14 protein-coding genes are annotated in these 19,734 nt (G+C 72.1%); 10 read left to right on the top strand and 4 right to left on the bottom strand.

Annotated features, from left to right (window positions below):
- Positions 1–132 precede the first annotated feature (132 nt).
- Positions 133–1,287 carry a CAP domain-containing protein gene (locus CHR28_RS23975; RefSeq protein WP_094055754.1) on the bottom strand — a complete coding sequence of 385 codons (1,155 nt, stop codon included), beginning with the start codon at positions 1,285–1,287 and terminating at the stop codon, positions 133–135.
- A 161-nt stretch (positions 1,288–1,448) separates the two neighbouring features.
- On the opposite strand from CHR28_RS23975, the gene CHR28_RS23980 reads away from it, so the two are divergent.
- The 4 genes from CHR28_RS23980 to CHR28_RS23995 all read left to right on the top strand — a co-directional run bounded on the left by CHR28_RS23980 (position 1,449) and on the right by CHR28_RS23995 (position 7,745).
- Positions 1,449–1,730: an acylphosphatase gene (locus tag CHR28_RS23980; protein ID WP_094055755.1), complete on the top strand. Its 282-nt coding sequence runs from the start codon at positions 1,449–1,451 to the stop codon at positions 1,728–1,730.
- Between the two features lie 378 nt (positions 1,731–2,108).
- Positions 2,109–2,312 (top strand): hypothetical protein, encoded by a 204-nt coding sequence (locus CHR28_RS23985; protein WP_003993245.1) that lies wholly within the window; start codon positions 2,109–2,111, stop codon positions 2,310–2,312.
- A gap of 212 nt (positions 2,313–2,524) precedes the next feature.
- On the top strand, positions 2,525–6,103 hold the full coding sequence (smc, locus tag CHR28_RS23990) for a chromosome segregation protein SMC (protein ID WP_094055756.1): 3,579 nt from the start codon (positions 2,525–2,527) through the stop codon (positions 6,101–6,103).
- Positions 6,104–6,326: 223 nt separating this feature from the next.
- Entirely contained in the window at positions 6,327–7,745 is a 1,419-nt protein-coding gene (locus CHR28_RS23995; RefSeq protein ID WP_094055757.1) for a sugar porter family MFS transporter, read from the top strand.
- 129 nt (positions 7,746–7,874) lie between these two features.
- Here CHR28_RS23995 and CHR28_RS24000 read toward each other — a convergent pair whose 3' ends face one another.
- Entirely contained in the window at positions 7,875–8,252 is a 378-nt protein-coding gene (locus tag CHR28_RS24000) for a hypothetical protein (protein ID WP_094055758.1), read from the bottom strand.
- A 274-nt stretch (positions 8,253–8,526) separates the two neighbouring features.
- The gene (locus tag CHR28_RS24005) at positions 8,527–9,498 is read right to left on the bottom strand and encodes an LLM class flavin-dependent oxidoreductase (protein WP_094055759.1); all 972 of its coding nucleotides are present in this window, start codon (positions 9,496–9,498) and stop codon (positions 8,527–8,529) included.
- 148 nt (positions 9,499–9,646) lie between these two features.
- Here CHR28_RS24005 and ftsY point away from each other — a divergent pair, with 148 nt between their 5' ends.
- Positions 9,647–10,846, top strand: a complete 1,200-nt coding sequence (gene ftsY / locus CHR28_RS24010; RefSeq protein ID WP_094055760.1) for a signal recognition particle-docking protein FtsY — start codon at positions 9,647–9,649, stop codon at positions 10,844–10,846.
- A gap of 109 nt (positions 10,847–10,955) precedes the next feature.
- Here the strand turns inward: ftsY and CHR28_RS24015 are convergent, their stop codons facing one another.
- Positions 10,956–11,621 (bottom strand): bifunctional DNA primase/polymerase, encoded by a 666-nt coding sequence (locus CHR28_RS24015; protein WP_094055761.1) that lies wholly within the window; start codon positions 11,619–11,621, stop codon positions 10,956–10,958.
- A gap of 446 nt (positions 11,622–12,067) precedes the next feature.
- Between CHR28_RS24015 and nsdA the strand changes: the two genes are divergently transcribed.
- The 5 genes from nsdA (at position 12,068) to ffh (ending at position 19,687) form a co-directional block, all read left to right on the top strand.
- On the top strand, positions 12,068–13,561 hold the full coding sequence (gene nsdA, locus CHR28_RS24020; protein ID WP_094055762.1) for a transcriptional repressor NsdA: 1,494 nt from the start codon (positions 12,068–12,070) through the stop codon (positions 13,559–13,561).
- A 339-nt stretch (positions 13,562–13,900) separates the two neighbouring features.
- On the top strand, positions 13,901–15,244 hold the full coding sequence (locus CHR28_RS24025; protein ID WP_094055763.1) for an ammonium transporter: 1,344 nt from the start codon (positions 13,901–13,903) through the stop codon (positions 15,242–15,244).
- The gene (locus tag CHR28_RS24030) at positions 15,241–15,579 is read left to right on the top strand and encodes a P-II family nitrogen regulator (protein WP_030231663.1); all 339 of its coding nucleotides are present in this window, start codon (positions 15,241–15,243) and stop codon (positions 15,577–15,579) included. The genes CHR28_RS24025 and CHR28_RS24030 overlap by 4 nt, the downstream gene beginning before the upstream one ends.
- A gap of 29 nt (positions 15,580–15,608) precedes the next feature.
- Positions 15,609–18,056, top strand: coding sequence for a [protein-PII] uridylyltransferase (locus CHR28_RS24035; protein ID WP_094055764.1), 2,448 nt, complete (start codon positions 15,609–15,611; stop codon positions 18,054–18,056).
- Between the two features lie 83 nt (positions 18,057–18,139).
- Positions 18,140–19,687, top strand: a complete 1,548-nt coding sequence (gene ffh, locus CHR28_RS24040) for a signal recognition particle protein (protein WP_094055765.1) — start codon at positions 18,140–18,142, stop codon at positions 19,685–19,687.
- Positions 19,688–19,734 lie beyond the last annotated feature (47 nt).

Below are 19,734 nucleotides of genomic sequence, written 5' to 3' on the forward strand. Positions count from 1 at the left end.
TGCCGCGGACGGGCGCGCGCAGCCGCCGGTGCCTGGTCGGCCCGCCGCTACGGACAGCGCCCCCGAGGAGAACCGTGTTCCTCGGGGGCACTGTCCGGAATGGTCAGAGGGCTGCCTGCGAAGCGCAGATCCTCAGTAGCCGAAGTTCTGCGTCCACCAAGGGCCGCCCGAGCCGAGTTCCACTCCGACTCCCAGGGTTTTGAAGTCGCAGTTCAGGATGTTGGCGCGGTGGCCGGGGCTGTTCATCCAGGCGTCCATGACGGCCGCCGCGTCGGCCTGGCCGCGGGCTATGTTCTCGCCGCCCAGGTTGGATATCCCGGCCTTCTCGGCCCGGTCCCACGGCGTCCGGCCGTCCGGGTCGGTGTGGTCGAAGAAGCCCCGCGCGGCCATGTCCTCGCTGTAGTTCTGGGCGAGTCCGGCCAGCGCGCTGTTGGCGGCGACCGGGCTGCAGCCCACCTTGGCGCGCTCCTCGTTCACCAGCGACAGCACCTGCGCCGCCGCCGCGGACTCCCCGGAGAGGGCCGCGGAGGAGTCGGGCTTGCGCGGAGCCCTCGTGGCCGTGCGGGACGGCGTGTCGGCCGGCTTCTCGCTGGGCGTGGCCGCCGGCTTCTTCTTCTCCGGCGCCTTCTCCTGCGTCTTCTCGGTCTTCTCCGGCGTCTTCGTCGGGGCGGCCGACGACTTCGAGGCGGAGGGCGAGGGCGAGACGGTGCGCTCGGCGTCCCGGCTGGTGGGCGAGTCGTCCCGGCTCTCGGCGCTGCCGGACGTGCCGCCCTGCTCGGTCGGGAAGCTCGTCGGGGTGTTGCCGGCCTGGACGTCCTCGGTGCCGCTGCCGCCGCCGAGCTTGTAGTTCTCCAGACCCGGCACCGCGCCCGTGGCGACGGCGACCGTGCCGAGCGCCACGGCGGCGGACACGCCGAGCAGCCCGGTGCGCATCGGGCGGGCGGTCTTCTTCCGGCGGCGGTGCGCGCCCGCGCGGCGGCTGCCGCCGTCGGGGGTGAAACCGTCGGAGCCGAAGTCGCCGGTGCCGAAGTCGCCGGTGCCGAAACCGCCGCTCGCGAAGACGGCCGTCTCCGTGAAGCGGTCATCGGCCGCGGAGGCCTCCGCCCCGTACAGATACGCCTCGCTCCTGGCGTAGGTCTCGGCGTACGCCTCCGGGTTCAGATACGGCGCGATGCCCATCGTCGGGGCGTCGTCCGCGGCGGAGTACAGCGGGTCGTGGCCCTCCGCGTAGTCGTCGGCGCGGCCCGTGGCGGCGCGGCCGGCGTCGGAGCGTCGGTGGCGTCCCATGTCCTGGCCTTCCTCGTCCTGGCGGTCGACTCGTCCTCGAGATCAACACCAAACTCACTCGATCGTGTGAGTTTCATATGAGATTCGTTGAGGGGGGACGGTACCGCATGGCGCAAGTGGAGGAAGTGCCCGGAGGGAGATTGGGCGGTTAGGTTGCAGGCATGAGCGAGGATGTGCGATTGGTTGCCTGGGTGCGAGGACGCGTCCAAGGTGTGGGTTTCCGCTGGTTCACGCGGGCCAAGGCCCTGGAGATCGGCGGCCTGAGTGGTTTTGCTCTCAATTTGGGCGACGGCCGGGTCCAAGTCGTCGCGGAGGGCGCCCGCGAGGGCTGTCAAGGGCTGCTGGAGTGGCTCCACAGTGACGACACGCCCGGCCGCGTGGACGGCGTCACCGAGATCTGGGACACACCCCGCGGCGGCTACGAGGGCTTCGCCATCCGTTGAACCCTCACCGGGCGGCGGCTGCCCGACCGCCCGCCGCGGGGGTGCGCGGAGTCGCCCCGGACGGAAACCTGCTGGTGATTGCCGAGAACCGCTTGCCTTGGCGGGCGCCAGCCGCAAGGATGATCGCCACGCCCCGAGGGCCCGCTGAAGTCGCCGCGCCGCCGTTCCAGGCCGTGTGCGCCAGGGTCGCCCGCCAATACGGGGCGTGATCGTGTTGACCGTCAAACTTTTTGGTGAGACGCTGAAAGCACCCCGCGCACCTTAGCTGTTTGGCATGGCTGAACGGCAGCACAACTGAAGGCCCTGCCAAGCCGCGGGTGCGAATCCCTCACGACCCAACCGCATCGGTCGGTCACTCATTGTGGAGGACCATCCATCATGGCAAAGGCGCTTCTCGGTTACGTCGGCGGCTCCGACCCTCGACTCCTCGCCGAGATGCGACGGCTCCAGCAGCGCGTCCAGGACCTGGAATCCGAGCTCGTACGGATCCAGGCGGAGAACGAGGCGCTGACGGCTGCCGCTTCTCACGACAGGATCATGGAGAGCGTTGACGCACACCAGGCGGAGCCTGCGCTCACCTGATCACTGCACCGCTCCACATCGGCACAGCAGTGGTTGGGAAGCCCGTAACAACCGCTGAGTTGTCAGAAGTGCAAGGGACGCCACCGGCGTCCCTTCTTTCTTTCCCCCGCGCATCCTTTCACCGTCTTTAACGTCTGGTGTGCCCTGCGCGTTCAGCGGCGAAACCGTGGGTTCATGGAGTGAGACGAACCCGGGCGGTAGAGTCCGGCGGCGTGCACCTCAAGGCCCTGACCCTCCGCGGGTTCAAGTCGTTCGCCTCGGCGACCACCCTCCGGTTCGAGCCGGGGATCACGTGCGTCGTCGGACCGAACGGCTCGGGCAAGTCCAACGTCGTCGACGCGCTCAGCTGGGTCATGGGCGAGCAGGGCGCCAAGTCGCTGCGCGGCGGCAAGATGGAGGACGTCATCTTCGCCGGCACCACCGGCCGCCCGCCCCTGGGCCGCGCCGAGGTGTCCCTGACCATCGACAACTCCGACGGGGCGCTGCCCATCGAGTACGCCGAGGTCACCATCACGCGGATCATGTTCCGCAACGGCGGCAGCGAGTACCAGATCAACGGCGACACCTGCCGCCTCCTCGACATCCAGGAACTGCTCTCCGACTCCGGCATCGGCCGCGAGATGCACGTCATCGTCGGGCAGGGCCAGCTCGACTCCGTGCTGCACGCCGACCCCATGGGCCGCCGCGCCTTCATCGAGGAGGCCGCCGGCGTCCTCAAGCACCGCAAGCGCAAGGAGAAGGCGCTGCGCAAGCTGGACGCGATGCAGGCCAACCTCGCGCGCGTGCAGGACCTCACAGACGAGCTCCGGCGGCAGCTCAAGCCGCTCGGCCGCCAGGCCGCCGTCGCGCGCCGGGCCGCCGTCATCCAGGCCGACCTGCGCGACGCCCGGCTGCGCCTGCTGGCCGACGACCTCGTCCGGCTCCGCGCAGCCCTCCAGGCCGAGGTCGCCGACGAGGCCGCGCTGAAGGAGCGCAAGGAGGCCGCCGAGCAGGAGCTGCGCAGGGCGCTCCAGCGCGAGGCCCTCCTGGAGGACGAGGTGCGGCAGCTGACGCCGCGCCTGCAGCGCGCCCAGCAGACCTGGTACGAGCTCTCCCAGCTCGCCGAGCGGGTGCGCGGCACGATCTCCCTGGCCGACGCCCGCGTCAAGAGCGCCACTTCCGCGCCCCCCGAGGAACGGCGCGGGCGCGACCCCGAGGACATGGAGCGCGAGGCCGCCCGCATCCGCGAGCAGGAGGCCGAGCTGGAGGCGGCCCTGGAAGCCGCCGAGCGTGCCCTGGAGGACACCGTCGCCCACCGGGCCGAGCTGGAGCGCGAGCTGGCCCAGGAGGAGCGGCGCCTGAAGGACGCCGCCCGGGCCATCGCCGACCGGCGCGAGGGCCTGGCCCGGCTCAGCGGCCAGGTCAACGCGGCCCGCTCCCGCGCGGCCTCCGCCCAGGCCGAGATCGAGCGCCTGGCCGCCGCCCGCGACGAGGCGCACGAGCGTGCCGTCGCCGCGCAGGAGGAGTACGAGGCCCTCAAGGCCGAGGTCGACGGCCTCGACGCGGGCGACGCGGAACTCGCCGAGCGGCACGAGGAGGCCAAGCGGCGACTGGCGCAGGCCGAGGCCGCCCTCACCGCGGCCCGCGAGGCCAGCACGGCGGCGGAACGCCGGCGCGCCGCCACCCAGGCCCGCCACGAGGCCCTGGCGCTCGGCCTGCGCCGCAAGGACGGCAGCGGCATACTGCTGGCCGCGAAGGACCGCCTCACCGGCCTGCTCGGCCCGGCGGCGGAACTCCTCACGGTGGCCCAGGGCCACGAGGCCGCCCTGGCCGCCGCGTTCGGGGCGGCGGCGGATGCCGTCGCGGTCACGTCCCCGGCATCCGCGGCCGACGCGATCCGGCTCCTCCGCAAGCAGGACGGCGGCAGGGCCACCCTGCTCCTGGCAGGAGACGACGCCCCCGGGGGCGCGGGGAACCGCGCGACCAGCGACAACGGCCCCGCGGACGCCCGCCACACCTACGCCGCAGACCTGGTCCGCGGCCCCACGGACCTCATGCCCGCCGTCAGACGGCTCCTGCACGGCATCGTCGTGGTCGACACCCTCGAAGACGCGGAAAGCCTCGTCTACACCCACCCGGAGCTCACCGCCGTCACCGCCGAAGGCGACCTCCTCGGCACCCACTTCGCGCACGGCGGCTCCGCCGGCGCCCCCAGCCTCCTCGAGGTGCAGGCCTCCGTCGACGAGGCCGCCGCCGAACTGGAGGAGCTGGCCGTCCGCTGCGAGGAGCTCACCGAGGCCCAGCACGCGGCCGCAGAGCACCGCACGGAGTGCGCCGCCCTGGTCGAGGAGCTGGGGGAGCGGCGCCGGGCCGCCGAGCGGGAGAAGTCGGCCGTGGCCCAGCAGCTCGGGCGGCTCGCGGGCCAGGCGCGTGGGGCCACCGGGGAGGCGGAACGCGCCACCGCCGCCGCTGCCCGGGCCCAGGAGGCCCTGGACAAGGCGCTGCAGGAGGTCGAGGAGCTCGCCGAGCGGCTGGCCGTCGCCGAGGAGATGCCGATCGAGGAGGAGCCCGACACCTCCGTGCGCGACCGGCTCGCCGCCGACGGTGCCAACGCCCGCCAGACCGAGATGGAGGCCCGGCTCCAGGTCCGTACGCACGAGGAACGGGTCAAGGGCCTCGCCGGGCGGGCCGACTCCCTCGACCGGGCCGCCCGCGCGGAACGCGAGGCACGCGCGCGTGCCGAGCAGCGGCGGGCCCGGCTGCGGCACGAGGCGGCCGTCGCGGAGGCCGTCGCCTCCGGCGCCCGGCAGCTGCTCGCCCACGTCGAGGTGTCCGTCGCCCGGGCCGACGCCGAGCGCACCGCCGCCGAGGCCGCCAAGGCCCTCCGCGAGCAGGAACTCGCCCGCGCCCGCACCGAGGGACGCGACCTCAAGGCGGAACTCGACAAGCTGACGGATTCGGTCCACCGCGGCGAGGTACTCGGTGCCGAGAAGCGGCTGCGGATCGAGCAGCTGGAGACCAAGGCACTGGAGGAGCTGGGTGTCGAACCGGCCGGGCTCGTCGCGGAGTACGGTCCGCACCAGCTCGTGCCGCCCTCGCCCCCCGCCGAGGGCGAGGAGCTGCCGGAGGACCCCGAGCACCCCCGCAACCGGCCGAAGCCGTATCACCGTGCCGAGCAGGAGAAGCGCCTCAAGGCGGCCGAGCGTGCCTACCAGCAGCTCGGCAAGGTGAACCCGCTCGCGCTGGAGGAGTTCGCGGCGCTGGAGGAACGCCACCAGTTCCTCAGCGAGCAGCTGGAGGACCTGAAGAAGACCCGTGCCGACCTGCTCCAGGTCGTCAAGGAGGTCGACGAGCGCGTCGAGCAGGTCTTCACCGAGGCCTACCGGGACACCGCCCGGGAGTTCGAGGGTGTCTTCAGCCGGCTCTTCCCCGGTGGTGAAGGGCGACTGGTGCTGACCGACCCCGACAACATGCTCACCACGGGCGTGGACGTCGAGGCCCGCCCGCCGGGCAAGAAGGTCAAGCGGCTGTCGCTGCTCTCCGGCGGGGAGCGGTCGCTGACGGCCGTGGCGCTGCTCGTGTCGATCTTCAAGGCACGCCCCAGCCCGTTCTACGTCATGGACGAGGTCGAGGCCGCCCTCGACGACACCAACCTCCAGCGGCTCATCCGGATCATGCAGGAGCTGCAGGAGGCCTCGCAGCTGATCGTGATCACCCACCAGAAGCGGACGATGGAGGTCGCCGACGCGCTGTACGGCGTCTCCATGCAGGGCGACGGTGTGTCGAAGGTCATCTCCCAGCGCCTCCGCTAGATGAGTGTGCGCTACACCGTTCTCACCTGCAACCCTTCATGACTTCAACACTTGAACACATCCCTGACACACTCCTGCCTCAGATTCACAGCAGCTGACCTATTGACTTCGAAACTTGAAGGCATAGTCTCGGCAACGTTCCTTTTACCTTCAGGTACCTTCAGGTGGACCTCGAAGGGCTGAACCCCCTCCGGCAGCGTTGCCGGTGGCCCGAGGAGTACACGTGACCAGCACAGCGCAGGCACCCAAGTCAGGAGCCGGGACGGCTCACCCCGATCATCTCGGGCACGTCATCTTCATCGCGGCGGCGGCCGCGATGGGCGGTTTCCTCTTCGGCTACGACAGCTCCGTGATCAACGGCGCCGTCGAGGCCATCCGTGACCGCTACGACGTCGGCTCCGCGGCCCTCGCCCAGGTCATCGCCATCGCCCTGATCGGCTGCGCCATCGGCGCCGCGACCGCCGGCCGGATAGCCGACCGCATCGGCCGCATCCGGTGCATGCAGATCGCCGCGGTGCTGTTCACCATCAGCGCCGTCGGCTCCGCGGTCCCCTTCGCGCTGTGGGACCTCGCCTTCTGGCGGGTCGTCGGCGGCTTCGCCATCGGCATGGCCTCCGTGATCGGCCCGGCCTACATCGCCGAGGTCGCCCCGCCCGCCTACCGCGGCCGGCTCGGCTCCTTCCAGCAGGCCGCGATCGTCATCGGCATCGCCGTGTCGCAGCTGGTCAACTGGGGCCTGCTCAACGCCGCCGACGGTGACCAGCGCGGCAAGCTGATGGGCCTGGAGGCCTGGCAGGTCATGCTGGGCGTCATGGTCGTCCCGGCCGTGCTGTACGGCCTGCTCTCCTTCGCGATCCCCGAGTCCCCGCGCTTCCTGATCTCCGTCGGCAAGCACGAGCGCGCCCGGCAGATCCTCGGCGAGGTCGAGGGCAAGGACGTCGACCTGGACGCCCGTGTCGCCGAGATCGAGGGCGCCATGAAGAGCGAGCACAGGTCGAGCTTCAAGGACCTGCTCGGCGGCAGCTTCTTCTTCAAGCCGATCGTCTGGGTCGGCATCGGCCTGTCGGTCTTCCAGCAGTTCGTCGGCATCAACGTCGCGTTCTACTACTCCTCGACGCTGTGGCAGTCGGTCGGCGTCGACCCGACGGACTCGTTCTTCTACTCCTTCACCACGTCGATCATCAACATCGTCGGCACCGTCATCGCGATGATCTTCGTCGACCGCGTCGGCCGCAAGCCGCTCGCGATCATCGGCTCGATCGGCATGGTCGTCGGTCTGGCGCTGGAGGCCTGGGCGTTCTCGTACCACCTGGTCGACGGCAAGCTGCCCGCCGCGCAGGGCTGGATCGCCCTGATCGCCGCGCACGTCTTCGTCCTCTTCTTCGCCCTGTCCTGGGGTGTGGTCGTCTGGGTCATGCTCGGCGAGATGTTCCCCAACCGGATCCGCGCCGCCGCCCTGGGTGTGGCCGCCGCCGCGCAGTGGATCGCCAACTGGGCCATCACCGCGAGCTTCCCGTCGCTGGCCGACTGGAACCTGTCCGTGACGTACGTGATCTACACGGCGTTCGCCGCGCTCTCGATCCCGTTCGTCCTGAAGTTCGTCACCGAGACGAAGGGCAAGTCCCTGGAGGAGATGGGCTGAGCCCGTCCCACGCACTCGGGGAGGAGGGCCAAGTCCCCGCTGCCCCTCTCCCCGTGACCCGCCGCCGCCCCGGTTCGGCCACTGCCCGAGCCGGGGCGGCGGTCCGTCGTCCCACCGGGGCGACACGTCTCACCAGACGATGACGCCACCCTCGATCACCCGGGCGTGCAGGGCGGCCACCTCCAGGTTCCGCAGCCGTCTCACCAGCCCCCGCCGGTGTTCCCCGAACTCCCGCGGCCCCCGTGTGCTCTCGGCGATAGCGTCGAGCCGGTCGCGCAGCAGGGCCACCTCGCGCAGGAACTCCGCGACGTCCTCGACCTCTATCTCCAGGTCGTCACCGGCCAGCACCGGCAGGAAGCGGGCGCCCGCCGCACGCACCGCCTCCGACCCCCACACCGCGGTCCGCCAGGACTCGAACCCGACCGAGTCGTCGCGCCCCTCGGGGACGTCGAGGATCCGCAGCCGTCCGTCCGGCTCGCGCACAAACACGTCGACCGACAAGCTCATGCCCCCAGTGGATCACCGGGCAGGCGCGGCGGGCCACCCCTTATGAGCCCGGTTCCAGCCCTCCGGACCCGGCAGCGCGCCCGGTCTCAGCCCTCCGCGCCCGGCAGCGTGCGCGAATTCGGCCCTTCAGGCCCGGGGAAGCATCCGGTCTTGGCCTCCCCAGGCCCGGGCAGTCCCGGTCTCAGCGCCCAGGCCCGGCAGCGCACCCGGTCCCAGCCCTCCGGGCCCAGCAGCACCCGCGGTCCAAGCCCCCGGCCCGGGTCCGCACCCCGTCTCAGTCCTCCAGGGCCGGCAGTACCCGCTCGCAGAACAGCTGCAGGCTGCGCCACCCCTCCTCCACCGGCATCCCGCCCGCCAGCGGATGCAGGACGTACGAGTCGAGGCCCAGCCCCGCGCACTGCTCCGGCGTGAGGATCCGGTACACGCCCTCCGCGCGCAGCTCCGCCACGCTCGTCGCCGTCGACTTCACCGCCGAGCGCACCGTGCCCGACTGCCAGGAGGCGTACGTCCGCGCCTCGTGCAGGAAGTGCCTGCCGTACCGCGCCCAGGCCCGGTCCGGATCCTCGGCCACGTGCAGCAGCGCGGTCTCGGCCGCCGGCATCATGACCCAGCCCTCGGTGCCGTACTCGGCCAGCCGCTCCTTGTAGTAGGCCTCCAGCTCCGGCAGGTGCGCGCTCGGGAAGAAGGGCAGACCCAGCCGGGCGGCGCGACGGGCGGCCGCCCTGGAGGAGCCCCCGACCAGCAGCAGCGGGTGGGGTTCGGTGCCGGGGCGCGGGGTGACGCGGACCGTGCGGCCCCGGTAGGGGAAGGGCTCGCCCGTCCACGCCCGCAGCAGCGTCTGCAACAGCTCGTCCTGGAGCTTCCCGCGCCGGGCGAAGTCCACCCCGAACTGCTCGTACTCCTCCGGCCGGTACCCGATCCCGGCGACCGTCACCAGCCGGCCGCCGCTCAGCAGGTCCAGCACGGCGATCTCCTCGGCGAGCCGCAGCGGGTCGTGCAGCGGGCCGATGACCGCCGAGACGGTGACCGCGACACGCCGGGTCGCGCCGAAGACGGCTCCCGCGAAGACGAACGGCGACGGCAGCCAGTTGTTCTCCGCCCCGTGGTGCTCCTCCGTCTGCACCGTGGTGACGCCCCGGTCGTCGGCGTACGCGGCCATCTCCAGGGCCGCCCGGTAGCGGGCGCCGAGCTCGGCGGGGGAGGCCCCGGGGGCGACGAGGTTGAAGCGTACGACCGTGACGGGCATGGCGGCGTCTCCCTTCACCGGGCGGTGTCCGGGGGACGTTAGCTGACGATGCGTCAGACATCCAGAGGCGTGGAGATCCGGCGGCCCCGGCCTTTCGGGGCGGTGCGCGCAGGGTGACCCGGGGCCCATGGCTGATACTGGACGCGTTATGGACATCGTCATCCTTGCTGTAGTCATCGCCGTGGTCGTGCTCGGCGCGCTCGGCGGGCTCATCGTCGGCAGCCGGCGCAAGAAGCAGCTGCCGCCGCCCCCGCCCGCGGCGCCCGACATCACCGCCCCACCGGCCGAGCCGCACGTCGGCGACGAGGCCGAGACGCCGCGGGAGGAACCGCGGCGCACGATAGAGGAGGTTGATCTCCCGGACGGCTCGGCTCCGGTCGTCGTCGAGGAGCCGCCCGCCGAGGCTCCCGAGATCGAGATCCCGGAGCCCACGGCGGGCCGCCTGGTCCGGCTGCGGGCCCGGCTCTCCCGCTCGCAGAACGCCCTCGGCAAGGGCCTGCTGACCCTGCTGTCCCGCGAGCACCTCGACGAGGACACCTGGGAGGAGATCGAGGACACGCTGCTCACCGCCGACGTCGGCGTGCAGCCCACCCAGGAACTGGTCGAGCGGCTGCGCGAGCGCGTGAAGGTGCTCGGCACCCGCACCCCCGAGGAACTGCGCACCCTGCTCCGCGAGGAGCTCGTCACCCTGGTCGGCCGCGACATGGACCGCGCGGTCAAGACCGAGCCGGAGGACCGCAAGCCGGGCATCGTGATGGTCGTCGGCGTCAACGGCACCGGCAAGACCACCACCACCGGCAAGCTCGCCCGCGTCCTGGTCGCCGACGGCCAGAGCGTGGTGCTCGGCGCCGCCGACACCTTCCGGGCCGCCGCCGCCGACCAGCTCCAGACCTGGGGCGAGCGCGTCGGCGCCTACACCGTACGCGGACCGGAGGGCGGCGACCCCGCCTCCGTGGCCTTCGACGCGGTCAAGGAGGGCAAGGAGATGGGCGCGAACGTCGTGCTCATCGACACCGCCGGCCGGCTGCACACCAAGACCGGCCTGATGGACGAGCTCGGCAAGGTCAAGCGGGTCGTCGAGAAGCACGCCCCGGTCGACGAGGTGCTGCTCGTCCTGGACGCCACCACCGGCCAGAACGGCCTCGTCCAGGCCCGGGTCTTCGCCGAGGTCGTCGACATCACCGGCATCGTCCTGACCAAGCTGGACGGCACGGCCAAGGGCGGCATCGTGGTCGCGGTCCAGCGCGAGCTGGGCGTCCCGGTCAAGCTGGTCGGGCTCGGCGAGGGCGCGGACGACCTCGCGCCGTTCGAGCCGGAGGCGTTCGTTGACGCCCTTATCGGGGAGTGAGCTCGGCACCAGCCGCGGCACGACCTGCGAAGAACCGTACCTGCGCGAGAAGCGCCCGCCCCCGAGGTGCAGTCGGGGACGGGCGCTTCGCTCTGTGCCCGGGCCGCCGCTAGGCGCGTGAACGGTGTGCCACGTACGCCAGCGTGCCCAGCACCAGGCGGGCCTCCGGCGGCCGGGAGGCCGAGTCCAGGGCGGGGGAGCGCAGCCAGCGCACCGGGCCGAGGCCGCCGCGGTCCGAAGGCGGCGCCGTGATGTGCGTGCCGGGGCCGAGGCCGCGCAGGTCCAGGGCGTCCGGGTCGTCCCAGCCCATGCGGTAGAGCAGCCCGGGCAGGTCGGCGGCGGCGCCCGGGGCGACCAGGAACTGGGCGCGGCCGTCGGGCGTGGCCGCGACCGGGCCGACGGGCAGGCCCATGCGCTCCAGCCGGGCCAGGGCGCGGCAGCCGGCCGGCTCGGCCACCTCGATGACGTCGAAGGCCCGGCCGACCGGCAGCATCACCGCGGCGCCGGGGAACTCGCCCCAGGTCTCCGTGACGTCGTCGAGGGTCGCCCCGGCGGGGATCACGGGGGCGAAGTCCAGCGGGTGCGCGCCCGGAGACGGGCAGTCGCGGCGGCCGCAGGAGCAGGCGCCCGCCGAGGCCCGGGCCCCCGGGACCACGTCCCAGCCCCACAGGCCGGTGAACTCGGCCACGGCCGTGCCGTCCGACGTGCGGCTGCGGCGGCGCGTGCCGGACCGGATGTCGCGCATGCCCCGGCTGATGCCGATCGTGAAGCCCATACCCCCTCCAACGGGTCCGGCGCACCGGCGGTTACGCAGCGGACGCGACGCGTGACTCTCTGTTTCCGGCTTCCCGGGTGGCGGCCTGCTCACTCCGCGCCAGGAAGTGCCCAGGGTGGTGTGCCGGGCGACGCGCGCCCCTGAGTGCATCGCTGCACCCGCTCCTGGTGGTGCCGTGTCAAGTGAATCGCGCGTTGACGCACATGAGTTCATTCGATGGGGTGGCGAATGGTGGCGTTTCCGTGTGAGCCGTGGCCGGACGGGTGATCGTAGGATTACTTTGTGTGCACGAGGCCTGGGGGCACATGCGCTCGTGGGTATGCCGGAGGCAAGTCGTCTTTCCGTTCGAAGGGTGACAAGGGCCGGACGGACGGCCGTACGAACCGGCATGCTGATAGGGCTTGGCGCACTCGGCGACAAGTGGTCTCAGGGATGGGGGCGTTCCAGTGAGCGGCAACGGCGGAAGCGGAACGAACGCTGCACACGCGACGCACACTGACAAGCGCCCGAACGAGCTGCTCACCTCCTGGTTCGTGCGCAGCGGCTGGTCCAAGGGCGAGCTCGCCCGGCAGGTCAACCGCAGGGCCCGCCAGCTGGGCGCCAACCACATCTCCACGGACACCTCGCGGGTCCGCCGCTGGCTCGACGGCGAGAACCCCCGCGAGCCGATCCCCAGGATCCTGTCCGAGCTGTTCTCGGAGCGTTTCGGCGTCGTCGTCTCCGTCGAGGACCTGGGGCTGCGCACCGCGCGCCAGTCACCGTCCGCGACCGGCGTCGACCTGCCCTGGACGGGCCCGCAGACCGTGGCCCTGCTCAGCGAGTTCTCGCGCAGCGACCTGATGCTGGCGCGGCGCGGCTTCCTCGGGAGCTCGCTGGTCCTGTCTGCGGGCCCGGCCCTCATCGAGCCCATGCAGCGCTGGCTCGTCCCCTCGCCTCCCGGCCCGCGGTCCGAGCCGGAGCCGGCTGCCTCCGGGCGCGCCCGCGGCCGGCTCTCCAAGCCGGAGCTGGACCTCCTGGAATCCACGACGGTGATGTTCCGGCAGTGGGACGCCCAGTGCGGCGGCGGACTGCGCCGCAAGGCCGTCGTCGGCCAGCTGCACGAAGTGACCGACCTGCTCCAGGAACCCCAGCCGGAGGCCACCACCCGGCGCCTGTTCAAGGTCGCCGCCGAGCTCGCCGAGCTGGCCGGCTGGATGTCGTACGACATCGGACTGCAGCCGACCGCGCAGAAGTACTTCGTCCTCGCCCTGCACGCGGCCAAGGAGGCCGGCGACCGGCCCCTCGGCTCGTACGTGCTGTCCAGCATGAGCCGCCAGATGATCCACCTCGGCCGGCCCGACGACGCGCTGGAACTGATCCACCTCGCGCAGTACGGCAGCCGGGACTGCGCGAGCCCGCGCACCCAGTCGATGCTGTATGCGATGGAGGCCCGCGCCTACGCCAACATGGGCCAGCCCGGCAAGTGCAAGCGGGCGGTCCGGATGGCCGAGGACACCTTCGCCGAGGCCGACGAGTGGGACGAGCCCGACCCCGACTGGATCCGCTTCTTCTCCGAGGCCGAGCTCCACGGCGAGAACTCCCACTCCTTCCGCGACCTGGCCTATGTCGCAGGCCGCAGCCCGGCCTACGCCTCGCTGGCCGAGCCCCTGATGAAGCGGGCGGTGGAGCTGTTCGCCGAGGACGGCGAGCACCAGCGGTCGTATGCGCTGAACCTGATCGGCATGGCCACCGTGCACCTGCTGCGGCGCGAGCCCGAGCAGAGCACGGTCTTCGCCACGGAGGCCATGCGGGTCGCCAAGAAGGTCCGCTCCGAGCGCGTCAACACCCGCATCCGCAAGACCGTGGACACCGCCGCACGCGACTTCGGCGACCTCGGCGAGGTCGTCGACCTGACCGAGCGGCTCGCCGCCGAGCTGCCCGAAACCGCCGAGGCGGTCTGACCGGCCGCACGGCCCCCTGAACCCCGGCCGCGGCCGGCCCTCCCGAACTGCCCGACTCGGCTCCCCCAGCCAGGTCATCGGAAGGCCGGCCGCGGCCGGCCCGTGTGCCCCGGAAACAGGGAAGACGCCGAAGGTTGCGCCACGATAACGATCGGCGCGGCCGCCCTCCGGCAGTTCATCGACGCGTAACACGGCACGCGCCTTCGTCACGGTCGCGAAACAACGAGGGGCCTCCACCGAAACCGCGCTGCGCCAATCTCGTGGCGCATAACCGGCCCACCCCTCACTCCGCTCCATGCTTCGCCCGCACGGGGCCGTACCAACGACGAGGAGACGCCGATGGCACCAGCCATCACCCTTGCCGCAGAGGCGCCCAAGCTCTCTGCCGCCAACACAGGGTTCATGCTCATCTGTTCCGCCCTGGTGATGCTCATGACCCCGGGTCTGGCCTTCTTCTACGGAGGCATGGTCCGCGTCAAGAGCACCCTGAACATGCTGATGATGAGCTTCATCAGCCTCGGGATCGTCACCATCCTGTGGGTGCTGTACGGCTTCTCCATGGCGTTCGGCACCGACTCCGGCAGCCTCATCGGCTGGAACTCCGACTGGGTCGGCCTCGGCAACATCGGCCTGACCGAGCTGTGGGACGGCTACACCATCCCGGTGTTCGTCTTCCTGGTCTTCCAGCTGATGTTCGCGATCATCACGCCCGCCCTGATCAGCGGCGCCCTGGCCGACCGCGTGAAGTTCAGCGCCTGGGCGCTGTTCATCGCCCTGTGGGCCACGGTCGTCTACTTCCCGGTCGCGCACTGGGTCTGGGGCGCCGGCGGCTGGGCCTTCGAGCTCGGCGTGATCGACTTCGCCGGTGGTACGGCGGTCCACATCAACGCCGGTGCCGCCGCGCTCGGCGTGATCCTGGTCATCGGCAAGCGCGTCGGCTTCAAGAAGGACCCGATGCGCCCGCACAGCCTCCCGCTGGTGATGCTCGGCGCCGGTCTGCTGTGGTTCGGCTGGTTCGGCTTCAACGCCGGCTCCTGGCTCGGCAACGACGACGGCGTGGGCGCGCTGATGTTCGTCAACACGCAGATCGCCACCGCCGCCGCCATGCTGGCCTGGCTCGCCTACGAGAAGATCCGCCACGGCGCGTTCACCACGCTGGGTGCCGCCTCCGGCGCGGTCGCCGGTCTGGTCGCCATCACCCCCGCCGGTGGTGCGGTCACCCCGCTCGGCGCGATCGCCGTCGGCGCCATCGCCGGTGTGCTGTGCGCCATGGCCGTCGGCCTGAAGTACCGGTTCGGCTACGACGACTCGCTCGACGTCGTCGGCGTCCACCTGGTCGGCGGTGTCGTCGGCTCCCTGCTCATCGGCTTCTTCGCCAGCGGCAAGGGCCAGTCCGAGGTCGAGGGCCTCTTCTACGGCGGCGGCCTGACCCAGTTCTGGAAGCAGTGCGCCGGTGTCTTCGCGGTGCTCGCCTACTCCCTGATCGTCTCCGCGATCCTCGCCTTCATCCTCGACAAGACCATCGGGATGCGGGTCCCCGAGGACGACGAGGTCGCCGGCATCGACCAGGCCGAGCACGCCGAGACCGCATACGACTTCAGCGGCGCCGGTGGCGGTGCCGCCAAGACCGCTGCCGTCGCGGCCGCCGTGACCGGAGCCGAGAGCAAGAAGGTGGACGCATGAAGCTCATCACCGCCGTCGTGAAGCCGCACCGGCTCGACGAGATCAAGGAGGCCCTGCAGGCCTTCGGAGTACACGGACTGACGGTCACCGAGGCCAGCGGCTACGGTCGGCAGCGGGGACACACCGAGGTCTACCGGGGTGCCGAGTACACCGTCGACCTCGTCCCCAAGATCCGCATCGAGGTCCTGGTCGAGGACGACGACGCCGAGCAGCTGATCGACGTCGTGGTCAAGGCGGCCCGCACCGGCAAGATCGGTGACGGCAAGGTCTGGTCCATCCCGGTCGAGACGGCCGTACGGGTCCGGACCGGCGAGCGCGGCCCCGACGCGCTCTGAGGCAGGAAAAACAGAACAGGAGTCGCCGGGTGACGGGTACGGACGTGCGGAAAGAAGCAGAGGACTCGGGACCCGGCGGCTACGCGGCGGCCCGGCTGCGCCTCCTCACCGAGGAGGCGCGGTCCGGGCCGCCGCGCCGTGCGGCCCTGGCCGAACTGACCGACGAGTGGCTCGCGGGCCTGTTCACCGCGGGCGCCGAGAACCTGCGCGGCGTCTCCCTGATCGCCGTCGGAGGCTACGGGCGCGGCGAGCTCTCCCCGCGCAGCGACCTCGACCTGCTCCTGCTGCACGACGGCAGCGACCCCAAGGCCGTCGCCGCCCTCGCCGACCGGCTCTGGTACCCGGTGTGGGACCTGGGCCTCGACCTCGACCACTCCGTGCGCACCCCCGCCGAGGCCCGCAGGACCGCCGGCGAGGACCTCAAGGTGCAGCTCGGGCTGCTGGACGCCCGGCACCTCGCCGGCGACCTCGGTCTCACCGCGTCCCTGCGCACCACCGTCCTGGCCGACTGGCGCAACCAGGCACCCAAGCGCCTGCCCGAACTGCAGGAACTGTGCGCCGAACGCGCCGAGCGCCAGGGCGAGCTGCAGTACCTGCTGGAGCCCGACCTGAAGGAGGCCCGCGGCGGACTGCGCGACGCCACCGCGCTGCGGGCCGTCGCCGCCTCCTGGCTCGCCGACGCCCCGCGCGAGGGCCTGGCCGACGCCCGGCGCCGGCTCCTCGACGTCCGGGACGCCCTGCACCTGGCCACCGGGCGGGCCACCGACCGGCTCGCCCTCCAGGAGCAGGACCAGGTGGCCGCCGAGCTCGGCCTGCTCGACGCGGACACGCTGCTGCGCCAGGTGTACGAGGCGGCGCGGCTCGTGTCGTACGCCAGCGACGTCACCTGGCGCGAGGTGGGGCGGGTGCTGCGCTCGCGTGCCGTGCGGCCCCGGCTGCGCGCCATGCTCGGCGGCGGCAAGCCGACCGCCGAGCGCTCCCCGCTGGCCGAGGGCGTCGTGGAGCAGGACGGCGAGGTGGTGCTCGCCCGCGCGGCCCGCCCCGAACGCGATCCGGTCCTGCCGCTGCGCGCCGCTGCCGCCGCCGCCCAGGCCGGACTCCCGCTGTCCCTGCACGCCGTACGGCGCCTCGCGGCCACCGTGCGCCCGCTGCCCACGCCCTGGCCCGCCGAGGCACGCGAGCAGCTCGTCACCCTGCTCGGCTCCGGCCGCCCGACCGTCGAGGTCTGGGAGGCGCTGGAGGCCGAAGGGCTGATCACCCGGCTGCTGCCCGACTGGGAGCGGGTCCGCTGCCGCCCGCAGCGCAACGCCGTGCACCTGTGGACCGTCGACCGTCACCTCATCGAGACCGCGGTGCGCGCGTCCGAGTTCACCCGCCGGGTCAGCCGCCCCGACCTGCTGCTGGTCGCCGCGCTGCTGCACGACATCGGCAAGGGCTGGCCCGGCGACCACTCGGTGGCCGGCGAGATCATCGCCAAGGACGTCGCCGCCCGCATCGGCTTCGACCGGCACGACGTGGCCGTCGTCGCCACCCTCGTACGCCACCACCTGCTCCTCGTCGAGACCGCCACCCGGCGTGACCTGGAGGACCCGGCCACCGTGCGGGCCGTCGCCGACGCCGTCGGCTCCCCGGGCACCCTGGAGCTGCTGCACGCGCTGACCGAGGCCGACGCCCTGGCCACCGGCCCGGCCGCCTGGTCCTCCTGGCGCGGCTCGCTCGTCGCCGACCTGGTCGCACGTGTCGCGGCGGTGCTCGCCGGGGACGCCCCGGCGGACCCCGAGGCCGCGGCGCCCACCGCCGAGCAGGAGCGGCTCGCCCTGGAGGCCGCCGCGACCGGCAGCCCGGTCCTCGCCCTGCGGGCCCAGACCGAGTCGCCCGCCGGGCAGGAGCCGTCCGGCGACCCCGAGCCGCTCGGCGTGGAGCTGCTCATCGCCGTCCCGGACCAGCCCGGGGTGCTGCCCGCGGTGGCCGGCGTCCTCGCCGTGCACCGGCTGACCGTACGGACCGCCGAGCTGAGGTCGCTGACCCTGCCCGCCGGGGTCGACGGATCCGTCCTGCTGCTGGACTGGCGGGTCGCCGCCGAGTACGGCTCGCTGCCCCAGGCCGCCCGGCTGCGCGCGGACCTGGTCCGCGCCCTGGACGGCAGCCTGGACATCGCCGCCCGCCTCGCCGAGCGGGACGCGGCCTATCCGCGCCGCCGGGGCGTGATCGCGCCCCCGCCCAGGGTGTCGGTCCACCCGGCCGCCTCCCGGCTGGCCACCGTCATCGAGGTCCGCTCCCAGGACGCCCCGGGCCTGCTGTTCCGCATCGGCCGCGCCCTGGAGGACGCGAGCGTGCAGGTGCGCAGCGCCCATGTGTCGACCCTCGGCGCCAATGCCGTGGACGCCTTCTACGTGACGGGCCCGGAGGGCGCGCCGCTGCCCGGTGACGAGGCCGAGTCGGTGGCCCGGAAGCTGGAGGAGACACTGCGCGGGTGATGCCGACCCGGCGACTTGTCACGCCGGGATACCCTGGAGGGCGATTCCCCAGTCTGTCTCCGACCCCGAGGACCGCGAGCGCCGTGTTCGATACTCTTTCCGATCGCCTCTCAGCGACCTTCAAGAACCTGCGCGGCAAGGGACGGCTCTCCGAGGCGGACATCGACGCCACGGCGCGCGAGATCCGGATCGCTCTGCTCGAAGCCGACGTCGCCCTGCCGGTCGTCCGGACGTTCATCAAGAACGTCAAGGAGCGTGCCCTCGGCGCCGAGGTCTCCCGCGCGCTGAACCCGGCCCAGCAGGTCCTCAAGATCGTCAACGAGGAACTGGTCACCATCCTCGGCGGCGAGACCCGGCGCCTGCGCTTCGCCAAGCAGCCGCCCACCGTGATCATGCTGGCGGGTCTGCAGGGTGCCGGTAAGACCACCCTCGCGGGCAAGCTCGGCCGCTGGCTGAAGGAGCAGGGCCACTCGCCGCTGCTCGTCGCCTGTGACCTGCAGCGCCCCAACGCCGTGAACCAGCTCAGCGTGGTCGCCGAGCGCGCCGGTGTCGCGGTCTACGCCCCGGAGCCGGGCAACGGCGTGGGCGACCCGGTCAAGGTCGCCAAGGACTCCATCGACTTCGCCAAGTCCAAGGTCCACGACATCGTGATCGTGGACACCGCCGGCCGTCTCGGCATCGACCAGGAGATGATGCAGCAGGCCGCGGACATCCGCGACGCCGTCTCCCCGGACGAGATCCTGTTCGTCGTCGACGCGATGATCGGTCAGGACGCCGTCAACACGGCCGAGGCCTTCCGCGACGGCGTCGGCTTCGACGGCGTGGTGCTCTCCAAGCTCGACGGCGACGCCCGCGGTGGTGCGGCCCTGTCGATCCGGCAGATCACCGGCAAGCCGATCATGTTCGCCTCGAACGGCGAGAAGCTCGACGACTTCGACGCCTTCCACCCGGACCGGATGGCCTCCCGCATCCTCGACATGGGTGACCTGCTCACCCTGATCGAGCAGGCGGAGAAGACGTTCAGCCAGGAAGAGGCCGAGAAGATGGCCTCCAAGCTGGCGTCGAAGAAGGGCCAGGACTTCACCCTGGACGACTTCCTGGCCCAGATGGAGCAGGTCCGCAAGATGGGCTCCATCTCCAAGCTGCTCGGCATGCTGCCGGGCATGGGCCAGATGAAGGACCAGATCCAGAACCTCGACGAGCGGGACGTCGACCGCACGGCGGCCATCATCAAGTCGATGACCCCGGGCGAGCGCCAGGACCCGACGATCATCAACGGCTCGCGCCGCGCCCGTATCGCCCGCGGTTCCGGTGTCGAGGTCAGCGCCGTGAAGAACCTGGTCGAGCGGTTCTTCGAGGCCCGCAAGATGATGTCCCGCATGGCCCAGGGCGGTATGCCGGGGATGCCCGGGATGCCGGGCATGGGCGGCGGTCCCGGCCGGGCGAAGAAGAAGCAGAAGCAGGCCAAGGGCAAGCAGCGCTCCGGCAACCCGATGAAGCGCAAGCAGCAGGAGCAGGAGGCCGCCGCCCGCCGCGCGGCCGCCGCCGAGGGCGGCAACGCCTTCGGGCTGCCCCAGCAGGGCGGCAAGGACTTCGAACTCCCCGACGAGTTCAAGAAGTTCATGGGCTGACGAACCGGGCCTGTACCCGGTCCTGTATCCGGTCCCGTACGACCACG

It is taken from the genome of Streptomyces sp. XY006, from assembly GCF_002237655.1.
In the GTDB taxonomy this organism is placed as follows: Bacteria; Actinomycetota; Actinomycetes; order Streptomycetales; family Streptomycetaceae; genus Streptomyces; species Streptomyces levis.

Bases quoted from the DNA above. Each gene is read 5' to 3' on its own strand.
- CHR28_RS23975 (WP_094055754.1), bottom strand. From the start codon at position 1,287: ATGGGACGCCACCGACGCTCCGACGCCGGCCGCGCCGCCACGGGCCGC.
- CHR28_RS23980 (WP_094055755.1), top strand. From the start codon at position 1,449: ATGAGCGAGGATGTGCGATTGGTTGCCTGGGTGCGAGGACGCGTCCAA.
- CHR28_RS23985 (WP_003993245.1), top strand. From the start codon at position 2,109: ATGGCAAAGGCGCTTCTCGGTTACGTCGGCGGCTCCGACCCTCGACTC.
- CHR28_RS24000 (WP_094055758.1), bottom strand. From the start codon at position 8,252: ATGAGCTTGTCGGTCGACGTGTTTGTGCGCGAGCCGGACGGACGGCTG.
- CHR28_RS24005 (WP_094055759.1), bottom strand. From the start codon at position 9,498: ATGCCCGTCACGGTCGTACGCTTCAACCTCGTCGCCCCCGGGGCCTCC.
- ftsY (WP_094055760.1), top strand. From the start codon at position 9,647: ATGGACATCGTCATCCTTGCTGTAGTCATCGCCGTGGTCGTGCTCGGC.
- CHR28_RS24015 (WP_094055761.1), bottom strand. From the start codon at position 11,621: ATGGGCTTCACGATCGGCATCAGCCGGGGCATGCGCGACATCCGGTCC.
- CHR28_RS24025 (WP_094055763.1), top strand. From the start codon at position 13,901: ATGGCACCAGCCATCACCCTTGCCGCAGAGGCGCCCAAGCTCTCTGCC.
- CHR28_RS24030 (WP_030231663.1), top strand. From the start codon at position 15,241: ATGAAGCTCATCACCGCCGTCGTGAAGCCGCACCGGCTCGACGAGATC.